The sequence below is a fragment of the Methanoculleus sp. UBA208 genome (assembly GCF_002498065.1).
Taxonomy (GTDB): Archaea; Halobacteriota; Methanomicrobia; order Methanomicrobiales; family Methanoculleaceae; genus Methanoculleus.
Genome location: NZ_DAFZ01000085.1, coordinates 1 through 3935 on the forward strand (window position 1 = coordinate 1; position 3935 = coordinate 3935).

The following is a 3935-nucleotide window of genomic DNA, read 5'->3' on the forward strand; positions in this document are numbered from 1 at the left end:
TATAATTTTAGGATCACCTCCTTCTTTGAGAAGCTTCTGGAACTGTTTCCGGACGAGATGAGAATTACGGTCATAACCCGGGACGATCTCTTTGCCGGCGGTTCTCTGGCGCTCCTGGACCCGGCAAGAAAGATCTTTTATGGCAACTATCTGGCAATCAACCGGGACCTCCCGAACCGGTATACTCCCGCCTACTACATCATGTGGGAGAGTCTCAACTGGGCATGGGCGAACGGGTACGAGAAATTATATTCCGGCCGGCAGAGGCTGGATCCGGATAATCCCCGTTTCCAGAACAAAGCAAAATTCGGGGCTGAACACCTGCCGATCCGGTCAAACCTGGTTATGCTCTCAAAGCCGATGCTGTTATCCTACAGGGTAAGGGAGATGCTCATGAGGAGCCGGGACGCCTGACAGCAGATATTTGCTTCTGCAGGATCGGATGATCCGGGCTAAAGCCGGGGGAGCAGCCACCGTACCCCCGCTTCATTTCGGCCTACCGGACCTCGCACCCGTCGGCGTTAAGGGACATCCCCCAGGTGAGATGGCTGGAGGCAGCCCCGGGGTACAGCAGCGCGGTATAAAGTTCGATGTACCGGCACGCTACAGACTCCCAGGTGTAATCGAGACTTGACTCCCTGGCATTACCCATGTATTGCTTCAGTTTTTCAGGGCTGCCGAGCAGATCCAGGACTGCCTGCACGATAACTTCGTTCTCATCCGTCCGGTCGAAGATCAGCGAACACGCCCTCAGCCGGTCGGCATGATCGATATCGGCCCTGACGATGGGAACCGTACCGCACACCAGGTACTCGTAAATCTTATTGGGCGAGGTTTTCACCCAGTATCTCGCGTCCGGTCTTATGAGAAGGAAGCCGATATGGGCCTTCTCGGTAAGTTCGATGGTCTTCTCCCGCGGAACATAGCCGAGGAACCGGAACCTGCCGCCGTGCTTTCTCGCGAGATCGTTGATCTTCACTCTCGAAGCCTCGTCCAGGGAAGTTCCGCCGACAGAAAAGGTCACGTTGTCGTACGTCCGAATGACCGCATCTGCAATCTCGAGAAGGAGGTCGACGTCCCTGTCGACCTGATTATTGAGGCTCCCTACGTACACGGCGTGTATGTGCTCCCCCTGGCCATCCGGGTGAATCTTTGCGGTTATAGTATCGGCATCATAAACTGCGGATGCCGCATAGTTCGGGACCGCTATGGTGCAGGATTCGGGAAACAGTCTCCGGACCGCATCGAGATGGTGCTCCGAGACGACGACTGTTCCGGATATCCACTTCTTTGCAAGGCCTTCGTAGAAGATCGGTATGGAGATCCCCAGGTGAAGCCATTCCTCGTACACCTCATGCCTGTCATAGACGACCCTGGAATTCGGCAGGCTCTTTTGTACGAGCATCGCGGCCAGCGGGAGCAGCAGGGGGTCATGAACGTGAAGGACGGATGGCCGTGCAGGATCGATATCGAGCGCCTCAAGCGCTTTACGGCACTCGTCCAGGATCTTTCGCCGCAAACAGTAACTCATGAAGTAAAGGGTCCTGACTTTTCCCTGGAAGATGAGCTGGTTTACCCTGAACCCGTTCACCCCGTACTGGGAGAATTTGCCTGGTTTTGCAGATTCGTCCGTGTAGTTGTAGTGTATCCTGCAGACGCCCACCCCCTGTTCCGCAAGGTAGGTGATATGCCTCTCAATCCGTGCGTCCTCCACTGGATGTGCATCAAGAATAATAACGTCCATACAGGAACTCCCGCCAGCACTGGCACTTCAATCCGCATTATAACTAACGATGCCCGTGCCGGTGCGTCCGCCGCCGGGATCGGGGATCTCATGAGCCAGGCACTCAAAGATGCGAGCGTATCTCGCTGAAAGGGCATCCCAGTTCAGTACCTCTTCAGCATATCTCCTCGCATTTGCGCCATGATCCGGATGTTCCTCGTCGAGGTATCGAAGAATCTCGTCCCCGGCTCTTGCAGCATCGTCAAAAGAGATTGTTCTCCCGCAACCCGCTTCATTCACTACCCCGAGGTTGGGAATATCGGAGACGATGCACGGCACCCCCGAGGCCATCGCCTCGGCAAGCGTGAGAGGGGGCATCCCTCCCTCGTACTGCGAGGTCATGATGTAATAATCGGCGCAGGCATAGAGATCGGGGAGATCCCGGTCGTGGTCGACATGTCCGAGAAAAAGGACGTTCTTCAACCCCATCCTCTGCGCCAGATCCCGCGTCGCCTCCAGGAGTTCGCCTCCACCGGCGATGCAGAGGGTCACGTCCCGGCGTTTCTTCCCGATCTGCGAGAAGGCCTCGAGCATGGTGAAAGGTCGTTTTGCGGGAGTCAGCCGCCCGACACTCAGGAGAACGGTGCCGTCCGCCGGGATACCGAACCTCTTTCGGAGCACCTTTTTGTCGGGCGACGGGCGAAAGTGCCGGACGTCGACCCCGTTTGGAATATAGGTTATCCGATCTCCTGCGACTCCGATCCTTTCCAGCTCCTCGCGAACCGGTTGCCCGACACCAGTGAAGAGGGTGTTGGGAGGCATGCGGGTCAGGCAGGAGCGCTCGATGCGGGCAACCACCGACTCATAAATATGAATGTGGAGATCTCCGACTCCCTGAGCGCTCGACCCGTAATACGTTGAGTGCATTGTCACCAGGCAGCGTGCAAACGGGTTTTTGGTAACAATGAAGGGGTTTTGAAGCCAGACGGCATCGTAATCGTTGTCTTTGAAGTGCCGTGATACCTGGTACCAGTAATTGAGCAGCCCGATAACGCCTGCCTTCTCTATCAGAGGCCAGCTGCCGAGCCTGATATCCGGGCCGGTCGGCGAACATACCGTGCACTCAAAACCCCTCCCTGTGAGCTGCTCCACGATGTTGTAGACGACGTTGGCGATGCCGGCGCCGTGGGGAAAATATTCTGTTGTGCAGACCAGCAGTTTCATGCGAGTATTCCCCTCCCCTCAAAATTGTTCCCGTGGAGAGGTTGCCGCCTCTTCATCCGCCCCTCGCCCAAGGATCTGGGCGTATACCCGCAGAATCTCTTCCGTGATATTCTCCCACGTATATCGCTCAGAACACGCGAGAATTGCCTCCCGATCCCACTCTCTGTCCAGCGCCAGAAGAATCTTCTCGGCCAGATCCCCGGGTTCGGCGGGATCGACCAGCAGGCCGTATTCATCAGAGGTGATGACCTCCGGCACCCCGCCGACCCTCGTCCCCACGAAGGGCTTTCCGCACCCGAAGGCTTCGAACATGACCGTCGGATTACCCTCGCTGAGGCTTGGAAGGACAAAAAGGTCGCAGGCGTTCAGCCAGACGGGAATCTCATCGTGCGGCTTCCCACCGGCGAGCACGACGTAATCCTCGAGGCCGAGCGAGCGAATCTGGTGTTCCAGGGTGTCATAAAGCCTTCCCGGGCCGACGATCACGCATAGGACGTCTTTGCGTTTTTTTACGACCCGGGCCATTGCCTCGATGAGGTGTTCGTGCCCTTTGACTGCGCCGTACAGCCTTCCGACGTTCAGAATCAGTTTTTTGTCCGGAGGCAGGCCCAACGCCTCTCTACACTTCCGGGTGTCCATGGGGCGGAACTTCCTGTTATCGTAACCGTTTGGAATCGAGACCACGTTTCGAAGCGGGGTGGATGCGTGGTGGTGCGCCGACACATTATTGTGCGGCAAGATGTGTCGGGCGTCGAACTCCGATAGCGCCACGGTTTTATCAACGGAGTTTAAAATAAATTGCTTTGCACTCTTCTCATAGATCTTCACGCATATGTCCTTCATGGGCTCTCCGAACATCAGCTGGCCGTGATGCGTGAGAACAAGAGGGATCCTGCAGAATCTTTTTAATACGGGAAAGGAGAGGGCGGTAAAGCTGTAGACGTTATGGAGATGAATGATGTCGAATTTCGGCTCTGTTGAAACCCTC

4 protein-coding genes are annotated in these 3935 nt (G+C 56.2%); 1 reads left to right on the forward strand and 3 read right to left on the reverse strand.

Annotated features, from left to right (window positions below; translation table 11 throughout):
- A partial coding sequence (locus tag BRA62_RS09040; RefSeq protein WP_292366241.1) for a GNAT family N-acetyltransferase occupies window positions 1-414 on the forward strand: 414 nt, incomplete at its 5' end.
- 82 nt (window positions 415-496) lie between these two features.
- Here the strand turns inward: BRA62_RS09040 and BRA62_RS09045 are convergent.
- The 3 genes from BRA62_RS09045 to BRA62_RS09055 form a co-directional block, all read right to left on the reverse strand.
- Window positions 497-1744 carry a glycosyltransferase family 4 protein gene (locus BRA62_RS09045; protein WP_292366242.1) on the reverse strand — a complete coding sequence of 416 codons (1248 nt, stop codon included), beginning with the start codon at window positions 1742-1744 and terminating at the stop codon, window positions 497-499.
- Window positions 1745-1771: 27 nt separating this feature from the next.
- On the reverse strand, window positions 1772-2947 hold the full coding sequence (locus BRA62_RS09050; protein WP_292366243.1) for a glycosyltransferase family 4 protein: 1176 nt from the start codon (window positions 2945-2947) through the stop codon (window positions 1772-1774).
- A gap of 18 nt (window positions 2948-2965) precedes the next feature.
- Window positions 2966-3935: glycosyltransferase (locus tag BRA62_RS09055; protein ID WP_292366244.1), on the reverse strand; the 970-nt coding region annotated here is incomplete at its 5' end.